The organism is Paenibacillus sp. FSL H8-0168 (genome assembly GCF_038592955.1).
GTDB classification, from domain to species: Bacteria; Bacillota; Bacilli; order Paenibacillales; family Paenibacillaceae; genus Paenibacillus; species Paenibacillus polymyxa_B.
In genome coordinates this window covers 5055822-5076273 of sequence record NZ_CP151948.1, presented here as the reverse complement: position 1 = coordinate 5076273, position 20452 = coordinate 5055822, and the positions used below count along the sequence as shown (strand labels likewise).

Below are 20452 nucleotides of genomic sequence, written 5' to 3'. Positions count from 1 at the left end.
AGGTTCGCAATGTATTTTTAAAGTGAGTAGACATGAGGGGTGAGTTTAAGTTGGCAGGACATCTTGTTCAATATGGTCGACGCACTCGGCGCAGTTATGCACGTATTAATGAGGTACTCGAGGTTCCGAACCTGATTGAGATCCAACAAAAATCCTATGATTGGTTTTTGGAGGAAGGATTACGGGAAATGTTTCGGGATATTTCTCCAATTCAGGATTTCACTGGAAATTTGATTTTGGAGTTTATCGACTATTCTCTCGGAGAACCCAAATATACCGTTGACGACGCAAAGGAACGCGACGTTACGTATGCAGCACCGCTTCGGGTAAAAGTCCGGCTTATTAATAAAGAAACCGGGGAAGTGAAAGAGCAGGAAGTATTCATGGGAGACTTCCCGCTGATGACTGAAACGGGTACGTTTATTATTAACGGTGCGGAACGGGTTATTGTCAGCCAGTTGGTTCGCTCTCCCAGCGTCTATTTCAGCACAAAAGTCGACAAGAATGCGAAAACAACATACACCGCAACGGTAATTCCTAACCGGGGGGCTTGGCTCGAACTGGAGATGGATGCGAAGGATATTATCTATGTCCGGATTGACCGTACCCGTAAAATTCCGGTTACGGTGTTGCTGCGTGCGCTGGGCTTTGGCACTGATGCTGAGATTCTGGATTTGCTCGGCAATGACGAATATATCCGCAACACACTTGATAAAGACAACACGGATTCCACCGAGAAAGCGCTGATTGAAATTTATGAGCGTCTTCGTCCGGGTGAGCCGCCTACACTGGATAACGCAAAGAGCTTGCTAGTTGCGCGCTTCTTTGATCCTAAACGTTATGATCTGGCCAACGTAGGCCGTTACAAAATCAATAAAAAGCTTCACATCAAAAACCGTTTGTTCAATCAACGACTTGCTGAGACTTTGATTGATACAACAACTGGTGAAATCATCGCTGAAGCTGGTCAAATGGTGGATCGCCGCCTGTTGGACGAGATTTTGGCCCAGCTCGAGGAATCAGTAGGACATCGTACGTATCATGTTGCTAGTGGTGTGTTAGAAAGTAATGATATTCCACTTCAGACGATCGATGTATTCTCACCAATTGAGGACGGTAAAGTAGTCAAACTGATTGCTAACGGAAATATTGATAAATCGGTTAAGAATATTACGCCTGCCGATATTATTTCCTCCATCAGTTATTTTATTAACTTGCTTCACGGAATCGGAAGTACGGACGATATTGACCATTTGGGTAACCGTCGTTTGCGTTCTGTAGGTGAGTTGCTCCAAAACCAGTTCCGTATCGGTTTGTCCCGTATGGAACGCGTAGTGCGCGAAAGAATGTCGATTCAGGATGCTAATGTAATTACGCCACAGGCATTGATTAACATACGTCCAGTAATTGCTTCGATTAAAGAGTTCTTTGGTAGCTCGCAGCTGTCTCAGTTTATGGATCAGACGAATCCGCTTGCTGAATTAACGCACAAACGTCGTCTGTCCGCACTCGGACCCGGCGGTTTGACGCGCGAACGCGCGGGCATGGAAGTGCGTGACGTCCATCCGAGTCACTACGGCCGTATGTGTCCTATCGAGACACCAGAGGGACCAAACATTGGTTTGATCAACTCTTTGTCCACTTTTGCACGCATTAACGAGTATGGATTTATCGAAGCTCCTTATCGTTGGGTAGATCCAAAAACCGGAAAAGTTACAGACCAGATTGATTACCTGACTGCTGATGAAGAAGATAACTACATTGTAGCTCAGGCGAATGCGGAATTGACGGAGGAAAACACCTTTAAGGATGAGGTTGTCATTGTCCGTTATAACAAACAGTCTGATAACATTATTCCGATGGCTAGTAGCCGTGTCGATTACATGGACGTATCGCCTAAACAGGTCGTATCGGTCGCGACTGCACTGATTCCGTTCTTGGAGAATGATGACTCTAACCGCGCATTGATGGGTTCCAACATGCAGCGTCAGGCTGTCCCGCTTCTGATTCCGAAGTCTCCATTGGTCGGAACAGGAATGGAGCACAAGTCTGCAAAAGATTCCGGTGTTTGCGTTGTATCTAAATACAACGGAGTTATCGAACGTTCTTCGGCTAACGAAATTTGGTTGCGTCGTATCGAAACTGTAGATGGCGCTGAAGTGAAGGGCGACATTGTTAAGTATAAATTACACAAATTTATGCGATCTAACCAAGGAACTTGCATCAACCAACGTCCGATTGTGAACAGAGGAGATATTGTCAAAGTTGGCGATATTCTTGCGGATGGTCCATCTACAGAGATGGGTGAGTTGGCGTTGGGACGTAACGTTGTCGTTGCCTTCATGACTTGGGAAGGTTACAACTACGAGGATGCGATCTTGCTGAGTGAGAAACTGGTTAAGGAAGATGTATACACCTCAATCCATATTGAGGAATACGAATCCGAGGCTCGTGACACGAAGCTTGGACCTGAAGAAATCACTCGCGACATTCCAAATGTCGGTGAAGAAGCGCTTCGCAACTTGGATGAGCGTGGAATCATACGTATTGGTGCTGAAATTGGCGCAGGTGACATTCTCGTTGGTAAAGTAACACCTAAAGGTGTGACTGAATTGACAGCTGAAGAACGTCTCTTACACGCAATCTTTGGTGAGAAGGCACGCGAGGTTCGCGATACTTCTTTGAGAGTTCCTCACGGAACAGACGGGATTGTTGTAGATGTAAAGGTATTTACACGTGAAAATGGCGATGAACTGCCACCAGGTGTAAATCAGTTGGTTCGAGTATATATTGCTCAAAAACGTAAAATCTCCGAAGGCGATAAAATGGCTGGACGTCACGGTAACAAGGGTGTCGTTGCCCGTATTCTGCCTGAAGAAGATATGCCGTTCCTGCCGGATGGCACACCAGTACAGGTCGTTCTGAACCCGCTGGGCGTACCTTCACGGATGAACATCGGACAGGTGCTTGAAGTCCATCTGGGTATGGCTGCAATGCGTCTTGGTATTCATGTGGCAACTCCAGTATTCGATGGTGCCAAGGAATATGACGTATTCGATACAATGGAAGAGGCAGGCATGCAACGTAATGGTAAGACTGTGTTGTATGACGGACGTACGGGTGATCGTTTTGAACGTGAAGTTACTGTCGGTGTCATGCACATGATCAAACTGGCGCACATGGTCGATGATAAAATCCATGCTCGTTCTACAGGTCCTTACTCTCTCGTTACGCAACAACCATTGGGTGGTAAAGCTCAATTCGGTGGACAGCGCTTCGGGGAGATGGAAGTATGGGCATTGGAAGCCTACGGCGCGGCGTACACGCTTCAGGAAATTTTGACTGTGAAATCTGATGATGTGGTTGGACGTGTTAAAACTTACGAATCCATTGTCAAAGGTGAAAATGTACCTGAACCGGGTGTTCCAGAATCATTTAAGGTCTTGATCAAAGAGCTGCAAAGCTTGGGTATGGACGTGAAGATTCTGTCTGAAGACGAACAAGAGATCGAAATGAGAGAGCTTGATGATGAGGATGACACAACCGGCGATAAGCTGAGTTTGAATCTGGAAGGCTCTGAGGTTGGCGTAGAGTAGTTTGACTGCTGACTGACTCATATCAGCTTTGTTATATACCTTGATCCATTCTAGGATGGATCAGGTTTCTTGATACCGCCCGGTGCTGCTGGGCGGTATCAAACCTAAAAACTCAGGATTTGGTTAAGGAGGGTTGCTCCTTGTTGGACGTTAACAATTTCGAATATATGAAAATCGGGCTTGCTTCCCCCGAAAAGATTCGTTCTTGGTCCCGCGGAGAAGTCAAAAAACCGGAGACGATTAACTATCGTACGCTTAAACCGGAAAAAGAAGGACTATTTTGCGAGAAAATTTTCGGACCTACGAAAGACTGGGAATGTCATTGCGGTAAGTACAAACGTGTACGCTATAAAGGTGTTGTCTGTGACCGTTGTGGAGTAGAGGTTACTCGCGCTAAGGTTCGCCGTGAGCGTATGGGCCATATTGAGTTGGCTGCTCCTGTATCGCACATTTGGTACTTTAAAGGCATTCCAAGTCGTATGGGTCTTGCTCTTGATATGTCTCCAAGATCTCTTGAAGAGATCATTTACTTCGCATCTTATGTTGTAACCGATCCAGGAGATACGCCTTTGGAGAAAAAGCAACTCCTGTCTGAGAAAGAATACCGTAGCTACCGTGAGAAATACGGCTATGGCTTCCAGGCAGGTATGGGTGCTGAAGCGGTTAAAAAGCTTCTTCAAGATTTGGATATAGATAAAGAGTTAGAATTCTTGAAAGAAGAGCTGCGTACAGCTCAAGGACAACGTCGTAACCGTGCGATCAAACGCCTTGAAGTTATTGAGGCATTCCGTAACTCCGGCAACCAACCGGATTGGATGATCATGGACGTACTTCCTGTTATTCCTCCTGAGCTTCGTCCAATGGTACAGTTGGATGGTGGTCGTTTCGCTACTTCTGACCTTAACGACTTGTATCGTCGTGTTATTAACCGTAATAACCGTCTGAAACGTTTGTTAGATCTAGGTGCGCCAGATATTATCGTGCAAAATGAAAAACGGATGTTGCAGGAAGCTGTTGACGCCTTGATTGATAATGGTCGTCGTGGTCGTCCTGTTACAGGTCCAGGTAACCGTCCTTTGAAATCCCTCAGCCACATGCTGAAAGGTAAACAAGGACGTTTCCGTCAGAACTTGCTCGGAAAACGTGTTGACTACTCTGGTCGTTCCGTTATCGTTGTAGGCCCGTACTTGAAAATGTATCAATGCGGTTTGCCAAAAGAAATGGCACTGGAACTGTTCAAACCTTTTGTTATGAAGGAACTGGTGAATAAAGGTTTGGCGCACAATATCAAGAGCGCGAAGCGTAAAGTAGAGCGTGTGAGTGCAGAAGTATGGGATGTCCTGGAAGAAGTAATCAAGGAGCATCCAGTTCTTCTGAACCGTGCCCCTACGCTGCATAGACTCGGTATCCAGGCGTTCGAACCGATTTTGGTTGAAGGCCGTGCAATTCGTCTGCATCCGCTCGTATGTACTGCATATAATGCCGACTTTGACGGTGACCAAATGGCTGTTCACGTTCCGTTGTCTGCGGAAGCCCAAGCTGAAGCTCGTTTGCTTATGCTAGCATCCGGGAACATTTTGAATCCGAAAGACGGCAAGCCAGTTGTTACACCTTCCCAGGATATGGTTCTTGGTTCTTTCTATCTGACTATGGATAACAAAGAAGAAGAAGGAAGCAATATGATCCTTCGCAACATGAATGAAGCTATATCGGCTTACCAACGTGGTACAGCTGGACTTCATGCTCGTGTAGCTATTCCGGTTAAAGCTTTGAATAAAACGAGCTTTACGGAAAAACAACAGGAAGCGATGTTGATCACAACGGTTGGTAAAATTATCTTTAATGAAATTTTCCCGGCAAGCTTCCCGTACATCAATGATGCTACCCGTGCGAACCTGCTTTATGGTACTGCGGAGGAGTTCTTTGTTTACGAGAAGGGTGTAAATCTTACAGAAGCCATTCAAAACGCTCCGCAAGCTAGTGGGGTAGGCAAGGATTACCTTGGTAATATCATTGCCCGTTGCTTTGAGACTTACCATACAACAGAAACAGCTGTAATTCTGGATAAAATCAAGCAGCTTGGCTTTACGTATTCCACTCGTGCAGGGGTAACTGTTGCTGTATCGGACGTAATCGTGCCGGTGGAAAAACAAGAGATTCTTAAGGGATCCGAAGATAAAGCGCAAGTTGTGACGAATCAGTATCGTCGTGGTCTAATTACGAATGAAGAACGCTATGACCGGATTATCGACATTTGGTCTAAAGCGAAAGATGATATTACCGAAGTATTGATGAAGTCCATGGATCGCTACAACTCCATCATGATGATGGTGGACTCCAAAGCGCGGGGTAACAAATCACAGATTACTCAGCTCGGCGGTATGCGTGGTCTGATGGCCAATCCATCCGGACGTATTATCGAACTCCCAATCAAATCAAACTTCCGTGAAGGTCTGACAGTACTCGAGTACTTCATCTCCACTCACGGAGCGCGTAAAGGTTTGGCGGATACAGCCCTTCGTACGGCTGACTCCGGTTACCTGACTCGTCGTCTCGTAGATGTGGCGCAGGATGTTATCGTGCGTGAAGAAGACTGCGGAACGGATAAAGGCTTCACAGTAAGCCGTATCCAGGACGGTAAAGAAGTAATTGAGGATCTCTATGACCGTCTGGAAGGTCGCTATTGCTTTGAAACGGTACGTCATCCTGAGACTGGTGAGATTTTGGCTAGACGTAACGAATTGATTGACTCCGATAAAGCCGAAGCGATTGTTAAAGCTGGTGTACACAAAGTTCAGATTCGTTCTGTACTAAGTTGCCGTGCTAAACATGGCGTCTGCAAGAAATGTTACGGTCGCAATCTGGCTACTGGTAAACACGTTGAGATTGGTGAAGCAGTTGGTATCATCGCTGCACAATCCATCGGTGAGCCAGGAACACAGCTTACTATGCGTACGTTCCACACAGGCGGCGTAGCGGGTGACGATATTACACAAGGTTTGCCTCGTATCCAGGAGCTTTTTGAAGCACGTAATCCTAAAGGCCAGGCAACTATTAGTGAAATTGACGGTACAGTTAAAGAAGTTCGTGAAGGTAAAGACCGCCGTGAGATCGACATTCAGGGTGAAGCCGAAACGAAAACATACTCAGTAACGTATGGTTCCCGCCTGCGCGTAAGCGAAGGTATGACTGTTGAAGCTGGGGACGAACTGACAGATGGTTCGATTGATCCTAAAGAAATGCTACGTATTAAAGGTATTCGCGGGGTACAGAACTATATCCTTCAGGAAGTTCAACGCGTATACCGGAACCAGGGCGTAGAAATCAACGACAAGCACGTAGAAGTTATGATTCGTCAAATGTTGCGTAAAATCCGTATCATTGATGCGGGCGACACGATCTTACTTCCAGGCTCCTTTGTTGATGTCCATGAGTATGAAAATGCAAACAAGATAGCGATTCTCAGCGGCCAAGAACCAGCGGTAGCCAAGCCGGTACTGCTCGGTATTACCAAGGCATCTCTGGAAACTGACTCCTTCTTGTCAGCAGCATCCTTCCAGGAAACTACTCGTGTCCTGACTGATGCAGCTATTAAAGGCAAGGTCGATCAGTTGCTTGGACTGAAAGAGAACGTAATTATTGGTAAATTGATTCCTGCGGGAACAGGTATGAACCGTTACCGTAGCGTGAAATTTGCCCAACCGGAAGAGGGGCAGTCTCCATCTGAGGAGCTCGAACCAATTTCGGCCGAGTAATATAAAAATAGTATGATTGCCGGAACACCGTAGACATAGGCTTTGCATAAAAGCTACAGCAGACGGTGCTCCGGTGCTTTTTTAAAAAATGAAACGTTCTATTCTGTTTAAATGAATTATAGTTTATAATTGTCTTGACATTACTTATAGTCAATGCTAATATAGCAAAGGTGCGTGAGCAGCCTATATGCTATTGGGTCTTTTCGGAGGAATGAGATATGTCTAAAGAACAAGGACTGCAAGATGCTCATGTCAAAATCGGTACCAAACAAACCATTCGTATGGTAGAATTGGGCTTTGCCTCAGAAGTATATGTGGCAGAAGACGCAGATCAGCGTCTCACTTCCAACATCATTGCTTTGTGCAACAAGCAAGGAGTCAAAGTGACTCTCGTAGACACAATGAAAAATCTCGGAGCTGCATGTGGGATTGAAGTGGGAGCCGCAATGGCTGCTATCGTAAAACAATAGGGTAAGGAACGTTTTTGTCTAAGGAATTGTTATTCTTGGCGGCAAAGACTTTTCATTTGTTCTTTTATGAACCGCCTGGGTCTGTGGGCTTAGATAAGGTTTGTAAAGTAACAGCAAAAATTGAGGAAGGGGGTGGCAACCAACATGCCAACTATTAACCAACTGGTTCGTAAAGGACGTCAAGCCAAAATCGAGAAATCGAAATCACCGGCTTTGCAAAAAGGTTTTAATGCCTTGAAACGTGAAGCTACCGACATCAGTGCCCCGCAAAAACGCGGAGTGTGCACTCGTGTAGGTACTATGACTCCGAAAAAACCAAACTCCGCACTTCGTAAATATGCTCGTGTTCGCTTGACGAACCGTGTAGAGGTGACTGCTTACATTCCAGGTATTGGACATAACCTTCAAGAACACAGCGTAGTGCTGATTCGCGGCGGTCGTGTAAAAGACCTTCCGGGTGTGCGTTACCACATCGTTCGCGGTGCTTTGGATACTGCAGGCGTAAACAACCGCATGCAAGCTCGTTCCAAATACGGCGCAAAACGCCCTAAAGCTAAAAAATCCTAATGAATATAAACCGCGTATGTCGGTTTAACATGTAAGAAAGGGGGATATCCATGCCACGCAAAGGTCCAGTTACCAAAAGAGACGTGTTGCCAGATCCGGTATACAACAGCAAGTTGGTTACCCGCTTGATCAACCGCATCATGCTCGACGGAAAACGAGGCGTTGCTCAAAGCATTCTGTACAATGCGTTCAAGCTTATCCAAGAACGTACGGGGAATGACCCGATGGAAGTTTTTGAAGCAGCTATCAAGAATATCATGCCAGTCCTGGAAGTTAAAGCACGCCGTGTCGGCGGTGCCAACTACCAAGTACCAATCGAGGTAAAACCAGAAAGACGTACGTCCCTGGGATTACGTTGGCTCGTAAACTACTCCCGCAACCGCGGTGAGAAAACAATGGAAGAGCGTTTGGCGGCTGAAATTATTGATGCTTCCAACAACACAGGCGCTTCCGTGAAAAAACGTGAAGACACGCACAAAATGGCTGAAGCGAACAAAGCGTTTGCTCACTATCGTTGGTAGGATTCAGCTCAAAAAAATAACTTCAATTTTGAAGGGAGACCCATTTCATGGCAAGAGAGTTCTCCTTGAAAAATACACGTAATATCGGGATCATGGCTCATATTGACGCGGGTAAAACCACAACAACAGAGCGGATCTTGTTCTACACAGGCCGTACGCACAAAATCGGTGAAGTTCACGAAGGCGCTGCGACAATGGACTGGATGGAACAAGAACAAGAGCGCGGAATCACGATTACTTCCGCTGCGACGACCGCTGCCTGGAAAGGTCACCGCGTCAATATCATCGACACCCCGGGGCACGTTGACTTCACTGTTGAAGTTGAACGTTCCCTTCGTGTATTGGACGGAGCAGTTGGTGTTTTCAGTGCGAAAGAAGGCGTTGAGCCTCAGTCCGAAACCGTGTGGAGACAGGCTGATCGCTACGGCGTTCCACGGATCGCATATGTAAACAAAATGGATATCATTGGTGCCGACTTCCTGAATGTTGTCTCTGACATGCGTGATCGCCTTCAAGCGAACGCAGTTGCGATTCAATTGCCAATCGGCGCAGAAAATGATTTTACTGGTATTATCGATATCGTTGAACAAAAAGCTCATATGTACAAAGATGATCTTGGTCAAGATATCGAAGAAGTAGAAGTTCCTGCGGAATTCAAAGATCAAGTTGAAGAACTTCGTAATGAATTGATCGAGAAGGTTGCTGAACTGGACGAAGAATTGACAATGAAATACCTGGAAGGCGAAGAAATTTCGGTTGCCGAAATTAAAGCCGCTCTCCGTAAAGGTGTTGTAGAAGTTAAAATCTTCCCAGTTATCTGTGGATCTTCTTACCGCAATAAAGGTGTTCAGCTGATGTTGGATGCTGTTCTCGACTATTTGCCGGCTCCTATTGATGTGCCAAGTATTCAAGGGCATTTGGAAGACGGTACGGAAGTTGAACGTCACTCTTCCGATGAAGAGCCATTCTCCGCATTGGCATTCAAAATCATGACGGATCCTTACGTTGGTAAGTTGACATTCTTCCGCGTATACTCCGGTGTTCTTCAATCCGGTTCTTACGTATTGAATGCAACAAAAGGTAAACGCGAACGTATCGGACGTATTCTTCAAATGCATGCGAACAGTCGTCAAGAAATCACTGTAGTTTACTCTGGTGATATTGCGGCTGCCGTAGGTTTGAAAGATACAGGTACAGGTGATACACTGTGTGATGAGAAGAGTCCTGTTATTCTCGAGTCCATGAACTTCCCTGATCCGGTTATCGAAATCGCGGTTGAGCCTAAAACCAAAGCTGACCAAGATAAAATGTCTGTAGCTCTCGGTAAGTTGACTGAAGAGGATCCAACTCTTCGTGCTCATACTAACGAAGAAACAGGTCAAACCATCTTGGCGGGTATGGGTGAGCTTCACTTGGACATCATCATTGACCGTATGCGTCGTGAGTTCAAGGTAGAAACAAATGTGGGTAAACCCCAGGTTGCTTACCGTGAAACGTTCCGTGCTCCAGCACGTGTCGAAGGTAAATTCGTTCGTCAGTCCGGTGGTCGTGGTCAATATGGTCACGTATGGGTTGAGTTCGAACCGCTCGAGCCAGGTACTGGTAGTCAATTCGAAAGTAAGGTAGTCGGCGGCTCTGTTCCTAGAGAGTACATCGCTCCTGCTCTTGCTGGTATTGAGGAACAAATGAAAAACGGCGTTATCGCAGGCTTCCCGCTTGTGGACGTTAAAGCTACAATCGTGGACGGATCATACCATGATGTCGATTCCAATGAAATGGCATTTAAAATTGCCGGATCAATGGCGCTGAAAGCAGCGAAAGACAAATGTAAACCAGTATTGCTCGAGCCGATTATGAAAGTTGAAGTAACGGTTCCTGAGGAATATATGGGTGACGTAATGGGTATGTTGAACTCCCGTCGTGGTCGGATTGAAGGTATGGATTCCCGCAGTGGAGCTCAAATCATTCGTGCGAAGGTGCCTTTGTCCGAAATGTTCGGATACTCGACTACACTTCGCTCCGGTACACAAGGACGCGGCGTGTTCTCCATGGAACTCTCTCATTATGAAGAAGTACCGAAGAGCATTGCTGAAGAGATCGTTGCCAAAACCAAAGGCGGCGAGTAATACAATGTATCAGCTGACCGGTATGCTTAAGGTTTTACCAAAAAGACATCCGGCAGCCTAAAATAAAACAAGTTATTGAGGAGGAATTGTTCAAATGGCAAAGGCTAAGTTTGAACGTAACAAACCGCACGTTAATATCGGTACTATTGGTCACGTCGATCATGGTAAAACTACTTTGACTGCTGCAATCACAACTGTATTGTCCAAAACTTACGGTGGTGCTGCTGTAGCATTCGATCAAATCGATAAAGCTCCAGAAGAGCGCGAACGCGGTATCACAATCTCCACTGCACACGTGGAATATGAAACACCTAACCGTCACTATGCACACGTTGACTGCCCAGGTCACGCCGACTATGTTAAAAACATGATCACTGGCGCTGCACAAATGGACGGAGCGATCCTGGTTGTATCCGCAGCTGACGGCCCAATGCCGCAAACTCGTGAGCACATCCTGTTGTCCCGCCAAGTTGGTGTTCCTTACATCGTTGTATTCCTGAACAAATGCGACATGGTTGAAGACGAAGAGTTGCTGGAATTGGTTGAAATGGAAGTTCGCGACTTGCTGAGCGAGTATGACTTCCCAGGCGACGACACTCCAATCACTCGCGGTTCCGCTCGTGAAGCACTGCAAAACCCAGATGGCGACTGGGCTAAAAAAATCGTTGAAATGTTCGAAACAATCGACACTTACATCCCAACTCCAGAACGCGACACTGACAAGCCTTTCCTTATGCCTGTCGAGGACGTATTCTCCATCACTGGTCGTGGTACAGTTGCTACAGGCCGTGTAGAGCGTGGTACAGTTAAAGTGGGCGACGAAATCGAAATCATCGGTATTCAAGAAGAATCCCGTAAATCCGTAGTAACAGGCGTAGAAATGTTCCGTAAATTGCTTGATTCCGCTCAAGCTGGTGACAACATCGGCGCACTGCTTCGCGGTGTAGATCGTGCACAAATCGAGCGTGGTCAAGTATTGGCTAAACCAGGTTCTGTTAACCCACATACAGAATTTTCTGCTCAAATCTACGTTTTGACTAAAGAAGAAGGCGGACGTCACAAACCTTTCTTCACTGGTTACCGTCCACAGTTCTACTTCCGTACAACTGACGTAACTGGTATCATTACTTTGCCAGAAGGTTCTGAAATGGTAATGCCTGGTGATAACATCACGGTTACTGTTCAACTGATCAACCCGATCGCTATCGAAGAAGGAACTAAGTTCTCTATTCGTGAAGGTGGACGTACAGTTGGCGCTGGTGCCGTAGCAACAATCTCCAAATAAGAAGGCTTTAGCCTTTAAATAGAGTAACAGTGTACTGGAACGAGTAACGTTGTATTGGAACGAAGCTAAACGAGCCCCTGCCCTGGTGCGGGGGCTTTTCTCTTGGGGAAAATCGCGAGCTGCGAGCACAACTGCATCTTTTGAAAATAAGATGCATTGTTTTTTCGTTTTTGCTTGCAATAGGCAGAACTATTCGATATAATAACTAATGTTGTTTGTGACTGTGCGATGATGTGAGAGGTTACTGACACACCCGGCCCCTTTGCCATGGGAGGGCTGTCGGAAAATTTTCACGGAGTATGTCCGATACCAAATTGGGCGATAGAAGGAGGGACTAAAATGGCAAAGCAAAAAATTCGTATTCGTTTGAAAGCTTACGATCATAGAATTCTTGATCAATCCGCTGAGAAAATTGTTGAAACAGCTAAACGTTCGGGCGCAGGTGTATCCGGGCCAATTCCGCTGCCAACTGAAAAACAAATTATTACTATTCTCCGTGCGGTACACAAGTACAAGGATTCTCGGGAGCAGTTCGAAATGCGCACACACAAGCGTTTGATCGACATTGTTAACCCGACTCCACAAACTGTGGATGCCTTGATGCGCTTGGACCTGCCGTCCGGTGTAGATATCGAAATTAAATTGTAATATGTAATTAGGAAAAGAAATGAGGTGTCAACATGAAAGGTATCTTAGGAAAAAAACTCGGAATGACTCAAGTGTTTACCCCTGAAGGTAACGTACTTGCTGTTACGGTTATCGAAGCAGGTCCTTGTGTTGTTCTGCAAAAGAAAGATCTGGAAAACGATGGATACGAAGCTATCCAACTCGGTTTCTCTGATAAGAAAGAAAAAAGATCCAACAAACCTGAAGCAGGACATGCGAAAAAAGCAAATACTGCACCTAAGCGCTACGTTCGTGAACTTCGTGGCATCGACCTTGCTGCGTACGAGGTTGGCCAAGAACTGAAGGCTGATGTCTTCACAGAAGGCGAGTTCGTTGACGTAACAGGTATTTCTAAAGGTAAAGGTTTTGCCGGCGTTATCAAACGTTGGGGACAAAGCCGCGGACCAATGGCACACGGATCGCGTTACCACAGAGGTCCAGGTTCTATGGGTTCCATTCAAGCTAACCGCGTTCCTAAAGGTAAACACCTTCCAGGACACATGGGGCATGAAACGGTAACGATCCAACGTCTTGAAGTTGTTAAGATCGATACAGAACGTAATGTATTGCTCGTGAAAGGTTCCATTCCAGGACCTAAAAATAGCTTCGTTAAAGTATTAGAAACGGTGAAAAAATAAACAACTGAAGAAAGGAGGAACACGAAATGCCAAAAGTAGCACTATTTAATATTAGCGGCAGCCAAGTTGGTGAAATTGAATTGAACGACGCAGTGTTCGGTATCGAGCCGAATAAGCACGTTCTTCATGACGCTGTTGTTATGCAATTGGCTTCCCTGCGTCAAGGTACTCACAAAGTAAAAGGACGTTCTGAAGTACGTGGTGGCGGACGTAAACCTTGGAAACAAAAAGGTACTGGCCGCGCTCGTCAAGGTTCGATTCGTGCACCGCAATGGGTTGGTGGCGGTACTGTATTCGGTCCGACTCCACGCAGCTATGCTTACAAATTGCCTAAAAAAGTTCGTCGTCTGGCGATCAAATCGGCGTTGTCATCCAAAGTGATTGAGAATGAAATTATCGTATTGGACGCTCTTACACTGAACGGACCTAAAACGAAAGAATTCGCAGCCATTTTGAATAACCTTAAAGCTGATCGTAAAGCATTGATCGTAGCTCCTAGCTATGATGATAATGTAGCACTGTCCGCTCGTAATATTCCTGGTGTGAAGTTTGTAGCCGCAGACGGCATTAATGTTCTTGATGTGCTCGGACACGACAAACTGATCATTACGAAGGAAGCAGTTCAGAAGGTAGAGGAGGTGCTCGCGTAATGAAGGATCCTCGTGATATTATCAAACGTCCGGTTATCACCGAACGTACGGCTGGTATGATGAATGACTTGAAATACGTTTTCGAGGTTGACATTCGTTCTAACAAAGTCGAAGTTAAAAAAGCAATCGAAGCCATTTTTAACGTGAAAGTAAGTAACGTAAATACGCTTCGTGTTCCTGCAAAACCAAAACGCTACGGACGTCATTCCGGCTATACGAGCGAGTGGAAAAAAGCGTTCGTAACGCTGAGCAAAGACAGTAAGCCGCTTGAGTTTTTTGAAACGGTATAATTGAAACTGTAAAGTAAGGAGGGAAACTCAGTGCCAATTAAAAAGTATAAACCAACGTCCCCGGCCAGACGTGCTATGTCTGTATCTACTTTCGAGGAGATTACAACTAATCAGCCCGAGAAATCGTTGCTGGCACCTCTGAGCAAGCAAGCTGGACGCAATAACCAAGGTAAAATTACAGTTCGTCATCAAGGCGGCGGACACAAACGTAAATACCGTATTATTGACTTCAAACGTAACAAAGATGGAATACCGGGCCGCGTTGCTACGATCGAATATGATCCAAACCGTACGTCCAACATCGCACTTATCCACTATGTGGATGGTGAAAAACGTTACATCATCGCTCCTAAAGGTCTGAAAGTAGGAGACGAAGTGGTATCCGGTGCAGGTTCCGATATCAAAATCGGTAACTCCTTGCCGTTGGAAAACATTCCAGTAGGTACGGTTATCCACAACATCGAATTGAAACCGGGTAAAGGTGGCCAACTCGTTCGCGCCGCTGGTACGGAAGCCCAACTTCTTGGTAAAGAAGAAAAGTATGTTACAATTCGTTTGACTTCTGGTGAAGTTCGCCGCATTCTGAAAGTTTGCCGCGCTACAATCGGTTCTGTAGGTAACGAAGACCACGAACTGGTGAAAATCGGTAAAGCTGGTCGTAGTCGCTGGTTGGGACAACGTCCTGAAGTTCGCGGTGTTGTAATGAACCCTAACGATCACCCACACGGTGGTGGTGAAGGTCGCGCTCCAATCGGACGTAAATCTCCAATGTCTCCATGGGGTAAACCAACCCTTGGTTACAAGACGCGTAAAAAAGGTAAAGCATCTGATAAGTACATCGTTCGTCGTCGTACTAAGTAATAAAACGTGCGCTTAAGTCGCACGTTAACATATTAAGGAACGACTACGTTTTAACGAAGGGAGGATTCATAAATGGGTCGCAGTCTCAAAAAAGGACCATTCATTGATGGTTACCTGTTGAAAAAAGTAGAGGTTTTGAACGAGTCGGACAAAAAAGTGGTAATCAAAACTTGGTCCCGTCGCTCTACGATTTTCCCACAATTTATCGGACATACGTTTGGTGTATACGATGGTCGTAAACACGTGCCAGTATACGTAACGGAAGATATGGTCGGACACAAATTGGGCGAATTTGCTCCAACACGTACGTACAAAGGCCATACGGATGACGATAAGAAAACAAGAAGATAATCAACACAGCGTAGTGTTTGAGAGGAGGTAAACTCAATGGAAGCAAAAGCACATGCTAAGTCCGTACGGATTTCTGCTCGCAAAGTGAAACTTGTTATCGATTTGATTCGCGGTAAGCAGGTTGGTGAGGCGATCGCAATTCTTCGTCACACTCCAAAGTCCGCTTCTCCAGTCGTTGAGAAATTGTTGAATTCTGCGATTGCAAATGCAGATCACAACTACTCTTTGGACGTAAATAAATTGGTAGTATCTCAGGTTTTTGTAAACCAAGGTCCTACAATGAAACGATTCCGCCCGCGTGCAATGGGTCGTGCAAGTCGCATCAACAAACGCACCAGTCATATTACTCTGGTGGTATCTGAAAAATAAGGAGGGAAAACGTGTGGGCCAAAAGGTAAATCCCGTCGGACTCCGAATCGGTATTATCCGTGATTGGGAATCCAAATGGTATGCAGGCAAAGATTTCGGTGATCTTTTGCTGGAAGACGTTAGAATTCGTGAACATCTGAAAAAAAGATTGAAAGACTCCGCTGTATCCCGTGTTGAAATCGAGAGAGCAGCTAACCGTGTCAACGTAACGATTCACACTGCGAAACCAGGTATGGTTATCGGTAAGGGTGGTTCCGAAGTTGAAAATCTGCGTAATGAAATTACTAAAATCGCAGGCGGTAAAAAGGTACACATCAATATTTCTGAAATTAAAAATCCTGAACTGGATGCAATTCTGGTTGCTGAAAGCATTGCACAACAATTGGAACGTCGTGTTTCTTTCCGTCGTGCTTTGAAACAAGCAATTCAAAGAACTATGCGTTCCGGAGCAAAAGGAATTAAAACTCAAGTAGGCGGACGTCTTGGCGGTGCCGAAATCGCTCGTTCCGAAGGGTACAGCGAAGGAACTGTTCCACTGCATACGCTTCGTGCCGACATTGACTATGGTACAGCGGAAGCTCATACTACTTACGGTCGTCTTGGCGTAAAAGTATGGATCTATCGTGGAGAGGTTCTTCCTCCAGCTAAGAAACAAGCTCCTCAGGAAGGAGGCAACTAATCATGTTGGTACCAAAACGCGTAAAACATCGTAAACAACAACGTGGTCATATGAAGGGTCGTGCAAAAGGCGGTACTACACTGAACTTTGGTGAGTACGGTTTGCAAGCTACTGAACCTGCATGGATTACTAACCGTCAAATCGAAGCTGCACGTATTGCGATGACTCGTTACATCAAACGTGGTGGTAAGGTTTGGATTAAAATTTTCCCTGACAAACCAATTACTCAGAAGCCTCTTGAGGTTCGTATGGGTAGTGGTAAAGGTAACGTAGAAAAATGGGTTGCAGTAGTGAAACCAGGCAAGATTATGTTCGAACTTGCTGGTGTTCCGGAAGAGATTGCTCGTGAAGCAATGCGTCTTGCCGCTCACAAACTGCCAATCAAAACTAAGTTTGTGAAACGTGAAGAATTGGGTGGTGAAGCAAATGAAGGCTAGTGAATTCCGCAACCTAACCACTGCTGAAATCGAACAAAAGATCTCCGGTTTTAAAGAAGAACTTTTCAACCTTCGTTTTCAACTCGCTACCGGTCAGCTTGATAACCCGACTCGGATCGGCGCTGTGCGTAAGGAAATTGCTCGTGCTAAAACTGTGATCCGTGAAAGAGAACTTGGGATTAGCTAAGATATCAGACCGGGTGGGAAATCCGCCTGTAATTAGGAAGGAGGCCAACAATGAGCGAACGTAATGCCCGTAAAGTATTAGTCGGTAAAGTAGTCAGCGACAAAATGGATAAAACGATTGTGATTGCTGTAGAAACTTACAAAAAACATGATCTCTACCATAAACGCATTAAAGTAACTAAGAAATTCAAAGCTCATGATGAAAACAACACCGCACAAATTGGTGATACTGTTAAAATCATGGAAACTCGCCCTTTGTCCAAAGACAAAAACTGGAGACTGGTCGAAATCGTTGAAAAAGCTGTTATAATCTAATGTAGTGTAGTTTTTCCGAAAGGAGGATAAATAAATGATTCAACCATTTACACGTTTGACTGTAGCTGACAATTCCGGCGCGAAGGAACTGATGTGTATCCGTGTGCTCGGTGGTACGGGACGTCGTACAGCTCAAATTGGTGACCTGATCGTTTGTTCCGTAAAACAAGCAACACCAGGCGGCGTTGTCAAAAAGGGTGATGTAGTAAGAGCGGTTGTTGTTCGTACTAAACGTTCTATCCGCCGTAAAGACGGTTCCTACATCGGATTTGACGAAAACGCAGCAGTGGTCGTTAAAGAAGACAAGAGTCCACGTGGTACTCGTATTTTCGGACCAGTTGCTCGCGAACTTCGTGACAAGGACTTCATGAAAATCGTTTCCTTGGCTCCGGAAGTGATCTAAACTCACCTTAAAATGTGCCCGTAGGAGGTGTACGAAATGCCAAAAGTGAAAAAAGTTCTGGAATCCCATAACAACAAGCTGCACGTCAAAAAAGACGACACTGTTCTGGTGATTACAGGTAAAGATAAAGGTAAAAAAGGTCGCGTTATCGCTGCTTACCCTCGTCAAAACCGTGTGCTTGTGGAAGGTGTTAACATGATTAAAAAACACCAAAAGCCTAATCAGCTGAATCCACAAGGCGGCATCATCGAGAAAGAAGCTCCGATTCACGTTTCCAACGTTATGCACATTGATCCGAAGAGCGGAAAAGTAACCCGTGTTGGTTACAAAGTTTTGGACAACGGAAAAAAAGTGCGCATTGCAAAACGTTCTGGCGAAGTGATCGACTAATTATTTTTTGAAGAAAGGAGGTATATGATTCATGGCTACAACAAGAATGAAAGAACGTTTCTTGAAAGAAATCACTCCTGCTTTGATGCAGAAGTTCAACTATACAACAGTGATGCAAGTGCCTAAAATCGAGAAAGTTGTAATCAACATGGGTGTTGGCGACGCAGTCCAAAACTCCAAAGTACTTGATTCAGCTCTCAACGACATGCAGCTGATCGCTGGTCAAAAACCAGTAATCACTCGCGCAAAAAAATCTATTGCAGGTTTTAAATTGCGTGAAAACATGCCGATCGGTGTAAAGGTAACACTTCGTGGCGAGCGTATGTATTATTTCTTGGACAAATTGTTCAACATTACTCTTCCTCGCGTACGTGACTTCCATGGTGTATCGACAAAAGCTTTTGACGGACGTGGTAACTACACGCTTGGTCTGAAAGAACAGTTGATCTTCCCGGAAATCGAGTATGATCAAGTTGATAAAGTTCGTGGTATGGACATCGTTATCGTAACGACTGCCAAAACTGACGAAGAGTCCCGTGAGCTTCTGACTCAGCTGGGCATGCCTTTCGCAAAATAATGTTGGCATAACGTTTCGGGCGTCTGATTTTAAAGACACCCTGTTCTCCGAAACTATTTAGGAGGTGTCAGGCTAAGTGGCAAAAACTTCAATGAAAGTCAAACAACAACGCGCACCAAAGTTTAAAGTTCGTGCTTACACTCGTTGCGAGCGTTGTGGTCGTCCACATTCGGTACTGCAAAAGTTTAAGATCTGCAGAATTTGCTTCCGTGAATTAGCTTATAAAGGCCAGATTCCTGGCGTGAAAAAAGCAAGCTGGTAAAAAGTCCTGTTTGGGAAGGAGGTTTATACACAATGACTATGTCTGATCCAATTGCAGATATGCTTACTCGTATTCGTAACGCGAACACAGTTCGTCACGAAACAGTAGAAATGCCTGCATCTACAATGAAAAAACAAATCGCCGACATCCTGAAACGTGAAGGATTCATTCGTGATGCGGAATTTGTTGAAGATAGCAAACAAGGGATCATCCGTATTTTCTTGAAATACGGTGCAAACAACGAGCGTGTTATTACAGGTTTGAAAAGAATCAGTAAACCAGGTCTTCGCGTTTACACGAAGAGCAATGAGATTCCACGCGTACTGGGTGGACTCGGGATCGCAATCATTTCAACATCCAAAGGTATCATGACTGACAAAGAAGCGCGTCAGTCCAAAGCCGGCGGAGAAGTTGTTTGCTACGTTTGGTAAGATAACGTTTAAAAGATAGGAGGTGCAACAGATATGTCCCGTATTGGTCGTAAACCAATCACAGTACCAAGTGGTGTTGACGTGACTTTGAACAACACAGCAATCACAGTTAAAGGTCCTAAAGGAACATTGACTCGTGAGCTTCATAAAGACATGTCCGTTACTGTGGAAAACAATGAAATTAATGTAGTTCGTCCTTCGGACAACAAACTTCACCGCTCTTTGCATGGAACAACCCGCAGCGTTGTCAACAACATGGTAAGTGGTGTAACTGAAGGGTTTTCAAAATCTCTGGAGCTGGTTGGGGTCGGATATCGTGCAAGCAAATCCGGAGATAAAATCGTTCTGAACGTTGGATACTCTCACCCGGTTGAAATCACACCGGAAGCGGGCATCGAATTCGAAGTTCCTTCGAACACTAAAATCATCGTTCGCGGAATTGATAAAGAGCGTGTAGGTGCCTACGCTGCTAAAATTCGTTCCGTTCGTGAACCTGAACCGTACAAAGGTAAAGGGATTAAATACGAAGGCGAGCGCATCATTCGTAAAGAAGGTAAAGCCGGTAAGAAGAAATAAGTTTCTTACCGACTTTGTGCGGTCTTTCTGCTGGAAAGACTTCGTACTTCT

The 20452-nt window shown here is 45.3% G+C and carries 24 protein-coding genes; all 24 read left to right on the top strand.

Annotation, left to right across the window (positions count from 1 at the left end):
- The first annotated feature begins 50 nt into the window (after positions 1 to 50).
- The 24 genes from rpoB to rplF all read left to right on the top strand — a co-directional run bounded on the left by rpoB (position 51) and on the right by rplF (position 20401).
- Positions 51 to 3596, top strand: coding sequence for a DNA-directed RNA polymerase subunit beta (gene rpoB / locus MHI21_RS22530; RefSeq protein WP_061831396.1), 3546 nt, complete (start codon positions 51 to 53; stop codon positions 3594 to 3596).
- A gap of 140 nt (positions 3597 to 3736) precedes the next feature.
- A complete protein-coding gene (gene rpoC, locus MHI21_RS22525) occupies positions 3737 to 7351 on the top strand; it encodes a DNA-directed RNA polymerase subunit beta' (protein ID WP_029514492.1) in 3615 nt (1204 codons plus the stop codon).
- 218 nt (positions 7352 to 7569) lie between these two features.
- A complete protein-coding gene (locus MHI21_RS22520; protein WP_007432588.1) occupies positions 7570 to 7821 on the top strand; it encodes a ribosomal L7Ae/L30e/S12e/Gadd45 family protein in 252 nt (83 codons plus the stop codon).
- Between the two features lie 144 nt (positions 7822 to 7965).
- Positions 7966 to 8388 (top strand): 30S ribosomal protein S12, encoded by a 423-nt coding sequence (rpsL, locus tag MHI21_RS22515; protein ID WP_007432587.1) that lies wholly within the window; start codon positions 7966 to 7968, stop codon positions 8386 to 8388.
- Between the two features lie 50 nt (positions 8389 to 8438).
- Positions 8439 to 8909 (top strand): 30S ribosomal protein S7, encoded by a 471-nt coding sequence (rpsG, locus tag MHI21_RS22510; protein ID WP_007432586.1) that lies wholly within the window; start codon positions 8439 to 8441, stop codon positions 8907 to 8909.
- A 47-nt stretch (positions 8910 to 8956) separates the two neighbouring features.
- On the top strand, positions 8957 to 11035 hold the full coding sequence (gene fusA, locus MHI21_RS22505) for an elongation factor G (protein WP_029514491.1): 2079 nt from the start codon (positions 8957 to 8959) through the stop codon (positions 11033 to 11035).
- Between the two features lie 94 nt (positions 11036 to 11129).
- On the top strand, positions 11130 to 12320 hold the full coding sequence (gene tuf, locus MHI21_RS22500) for an elongation factor Tu (RefSeq protein WP_023990558.1): 1191 nt from the start codon (positions 11130 to 11132) through the stop codon (positions 12318 to 12320).
- 339 nt (positions 12321 to 12659) lie between these two features.
- On the top strand, positions 12660 to 12968 hold the full coding sequence (rpsJ, locus tag MHI21_RS22495) for a 30S ribosomal protein S10 (RefSeq protein WP_005544556.1): 309 nt from the start codon (positions 12660 to 12662) through the stop codon (positions 12966 to 12968).
- A 32-nt stretch (positions 12969 to 13000) separates the two neighbouring features.
- The gene (gene rplC / locus MHI21_RS22490; protein WP_013312161.1) at positions 13001 to 13624 is read left to right on the top strand and encodes a 50S ribosomal protein L3; all 624 of its coding nucleotides are present in this window, start codon (positions 13001 to 13003) and stop codon (positions 13622 to 13624) included.
- A 26-nt stretch (positions 13625 to 13650) separates the two neighbouring features.
- Positions 13651 to 14274 carry a 50S ribosomal protein L4 gene (gene rplD, locus MHI21_RS22485; RefSeq protein ID WP_013312160.1) on the top strand — a complete coding sequence of 208 codons (624 nt, stop codon included), beginning with the start codon at positions 13651 to 13653 and terminating at the stop codon, positions 14272 to 14274.
- Positions 14274 to 14564, top strand: a complete 291-nt coding sequence (gene rplW, locus MHI21_RS22480; RefSeq protein WP_013312159.1) for a 50S ribosomal protein L23 — start codon at positions 14274 to 14276, stop codon at positions 14562 to 14564. Before rplD ends, rplW begins: the two co-directional genes overlap by 1 nt.
- Positions 14565 to 14594: 30 nt before the next feature.
- A complete protein-coding gene (rplB, locus tag MHI21_RS22475) occupies positions 14595 to 15425 on the top strand; it encodes a 50S ribosomal protein L2 (protein ID WP_013312158.1) in 831 nt (276 codons plus the stop codon).
- 72 nt (positions 15426 to 15497) lie between these two features.
- Entirely contained in the window at positions 15498 to 15776 is a 279-nt protein-coding gene (rpsS, locus tag MHI21_RS22470; protein WP_007432579.1) for a 30S ribosomal protein S19, read from the top strand.
- A 36-nt stretch (positions 15777 to 15812) separates the two neighbouring features.
- The gene (gene rplV, locus MHI21_RS22465; protein ID WP_013312157.1) at positions 15813 to 16145 is read left to right on the top strand and encodes a 50S ribosomal protein L22; all 333 of its coding nucleotides are present in this window, start codon (positions 15813 to 15815) and stop codon (positions 16143 to 16145) included.
- Positions 16146 to 16158: 13 nt separating this feature from the next.
- A complete protein-coding gene (gene rpsC / locus MHI21_RS22460; RefSeq protein ID WP_013312156.1) occupies positions 16159 to 16824 on the top strand; it encodes a 30S ribosomal protein S3 in 666 nt (221 codons plus the stop codon).
- A gap of 2 nt (positions 16825 to 16826) precedes the next feature.
- Complete coding sequence (rplP, locus tag MHI21_RS22455; protein WP_007432576.1) at positions 16827 to 17261, top strand: 50S ribosomal protein L16; 435 nt, start codon at positions 16827 to 16829, stop codon at positions 17259 to 17261.
- On the top strand, positions 17251 to 17448 hold the full coding sequence (rpmC, locus tag MHI21_RS22450; RefSeq protein WP_007432575.1) for a 50S ribosomal protein L29: 198 nt from the start codon (positions 17251 to 17253) through the stop codon (positions 17446 to 17448). Before rplP ends, rpmC begins: the two co-directional genes overlap by 11 nt.
- 50 nt (positions 17449 to 17498) lie before the next feature.
- Complete coding sequence (gene rpsQ, locus MHI21_RS22445) at positions 17499 to 17762, top strand: 30S ribosomal protein S17 (protein WP_007432574.1); 264 nt, start codon at positions 17499 to 17501, stop codon at positions 17760 to 17762.
- 34 nt (positions 17763 to 17796) lie between these two features.
- Positions 17797 to 18165 (top strand): 50S ribosomal protein L14, encoded by a 369-nt coding sequence (gene rplN / locus MHI21_RS22440; RefSeq protein ID WP_007432573.1) that lies wholly within the window; start codon positions 17797 to 17799, stop codon positions 18163 to 18165.
- A 36-nt stretch (positions 18166 to 18201) separates the two neighbouring features.
- On the top strand, positions 18202 to 18555 hold the full coding sequence (rplX, locus tag MHI21_RS22435; protein WP_013312155.1) for a 50S ribosomal protein L24: 354 nt from the start codon (positions 18202 to 18204) through the stop codon (positions 18553 to 18555).
- 31 nt (positions 18556 to 18586) lie between these two features.
- Positions 18587 to 19132 carry a 50S ribosomal protein L5 gene (gene rplE / locus MHI21_RS22430; RefSeq protein ID WP_007432571.1) on the top strand — a complete coding sequence of 182 codons (546 nt, stop codon included), beginning with the start codon at positions 18587 to 18589 and terminating at the stop codon, positions 19130 to 19132.
- Positions 19133 to 19208: 76 nt separating this feature from the next.
- Positions 19209 to 19394, top strand: coding sequence for a type Z 30S ribosomal protein S14 (locus MHI21_RS22425; RefSeq protein WP_010348808.1), 186 nt, complete (start codon positions 19209 to 19211; stop codon positions 19392 to 19394).
- Between the two features lie 32 nt (positions 19395 to 19426).
- On the top strand, positions 19427 to 19825 hold the full coding sequence (gene rpsH, locus MHI21_RS22420) for a 30S ribosomal protein S8 (protein WP_007432570.1): 399 nt from the start codon (positions 19427 to 19429) through the stop codon (positions 19823 to 19825).
- Positions 19826 to 19858: 33 nt separating this feature from the next.
- Positions 19859 to 20401 (top strand): 50S ribosomal protein L6, encoded by a 543-nt coding sequence (gene rplF / locus MHI21_RS22415; protein WP_013312152.1) that lies wholly within the window; start codon positions 19859 to 19861, stop codon positions 20399 to 20401.
- Positions 20402 to 20452: the final 51 nt, after the last annotated feature.